Below are 2111 nucleotides of genomic sequence, written 5' to 3'. Positions count from 1 at the left end.
TATGAATTAAAGCGCTTTATGCCATTGACTAGCTTTAGAACATTGAAGTTTATTAGTAAACCAGTACTTATTTCTGAAAGTTTCATATAAGTTATTAATTGTGCAGAGTGAATTGGAAGAAGCTTATCAACCGCCTTTAGTTCAATTATTAATTTATTAGGCAATAAGATATCTAACCGGTAACCTGTATTTATATATTGATCTTTATAATATATCGGTAGCTCAACTTGGTTTTTAGCAGATAAGCCAATTTTACTTAATTCATATATTAAGCAAGCTTCGTAACTTGATTCTAATAAGCCAGGCCCTAAATTCCTGTGTACTTCTATAGCGCAACCTATTACCGTTTTTGTTAATGTATCAGTATCCATAGGTATCCTTTTGCTTAATCTACAAGCATTTAATTAACTAAGAAACAGTTTTAAAATAAGAATTAAGTGTAGTCCAAATAAAATAGCAAAATTGAAGACTTGTAGGCTATATGAAGCAATCTATTAAGTTGTCACTCGTTTGTTGATCTATTTACTAATAAAATCAATCAAAGGTCTATTTGCACAAAGAGGGGGGTAGATGAAAAGGCATAATACCAGCAAAACTGCATTTTGTGTCCATTCCCTTCTCTAAAAGAGCAGCGCCTCATAACCTCTTAGTGCATAAATTACTTATTACAGGCTTTGCTTGTTACGCTAACAAGTTAACCGTAAATTGAACCTTGGCGGTAGAAGCAGAGCTTGCTCGCGTGAGAAGCGCAGCCTCTAATCACTATATTAGGTAATTACTTAGCTTTGTATTTAACCATGCTCTTTTCAGCTTCGTTTAGACGCGGGTAATTTACTGCTTAATATTGCCAAGCATAAAATAGTCATAAACAACATTGAGTTTGCTCCAGCTTGTAAAGAGTAATCTACCAACGAATGCAGCAGCATATCTATAATTGCAATGGCGCAACCAAAAGCAACACCCTGAAACAGCGCTGTTTTACGCTTTCTCATAGTCGCAACACATAACCATAAACAGTAGAGTATAAGTGAGCCCAGTGCAGCTGTAGTGGGTATCCCCAGCTCTACTGCAAACTGTACGTAATCGTTATGGGCATTATCGTAGTAACCAGAATAAGGCTCAGACTGATACGCCGGAAACGCAGTATAAAATGTACCACCACCAGAGCCCAATATAGGCTTATCCAAAATAAGCGGTATAGAATCGCGTACAACTTCGTCACGGGTTTCTGATGAAATACTGGTTTCGCTAATACGCTGTTTAACTTTTTCTACATCAAATATAGCGCCAATAATAATTAAATCGATTATAAAAAAACTAACTATAAGTAGCTTAAACGCTTTAGGTTTTTGCTTGTAAATAAAAAACGCGAGTAAGCTAACAACCATTAATGCAATAAAAAATGCAGAGTTACCCATACGGCTACGGGTTAAAATTAACGCAACAATAATAATAATTAACGAAATACGTAAAATTATTTTTGAGCTTAAAAGTATTTCAGCCCACGCACGAAGCGTTTGCTTTAATGTTTGTTTGTAATCGCTAGTAGATCGCTTTAATTCGCTAACTAAAACACCAATACCTAGACATAAACATAAAGCTAAAAAGTTAGCCAAAAAGTTAGAGTAAGTAAACGTGCCAATAGCACGGTCGGTATGTTTATAGCCAAATAACGGGCTAATTATATCTGGCGATAAATTTAAATAAGTCGCATATAAAGCCTGAAATACGCCTGCACTTATAATTGCGTATATTAAATTTTTAATACGCTTTTCACTATTGCAATAAATAAGCACAAGCCAACAAAATAAAATCATAAAACTTGTTTTAATAAGCATTTGTTTAGTTTGAAACGGGTCAACACTTACGGTAAATATTTGTACTGCGCATACGCCCGCAACTATACCGAGTACAGTAAATAAGGGCCAAGAATATAAAGGAGGGTATAAAGGGTGCTCGTTATTAATACTGCTGTAAACTAAATGGGTGAAAAAGGTAGCACTAATTAATATCCCCATTGCTAAAATTGCCCAAGGGCGGTAACTACCTAATGGTAAGGGCAGCAAAAATAAAATTGCGCAGAGTAAAAAAAATATAAAACGATTCACAGG

Annotated in this window: 2 protein-coding genes; both read right to left on the bottom strand. The window is 35.0% G+C overall.

What is annotated here, in order from left to right; genetic code table 11:
* Window positions 1-371 (bottom strand): GxxExxY protein (locus GQR46_RS19000; RefSeq protein WP_024593340.1); only part of this gene is annotated, 371 nt, incomplete at its 3' end.
* A 435-nt stretch (window positions 372-806) separates the two neighbouring features.
* Window positions 807-2108: an O-antigen ligase family protein gene (locus tag GQR46_RS18995; protein ID WP_165742089.1), complete on the bottom strand. Its 1302-nt coding sequence runs from the start codon at window positions 2106-2108 to the stop codon at window positions 807-809.
* Window positions 2109-2111 lie beyond the last annotated feature (3 nt).

The organism is Pseudoalteromonas sp. Z1A6 (assembly GCF_011378745.1).
In the GTDB taxonomy this organism is placed as follows: domain Bacteria; phylum Pseudomonadota; class Gammaproteobacteria; order Enterobacterales; family Alteromonadaceae; genus Pseudoalteromonas; species Pseudoalteromonas arctica.
Note: the sequence above shows the minus strand (reverse complement) of the source record. Positions and strands in the feature narration are given on the sequence as shown.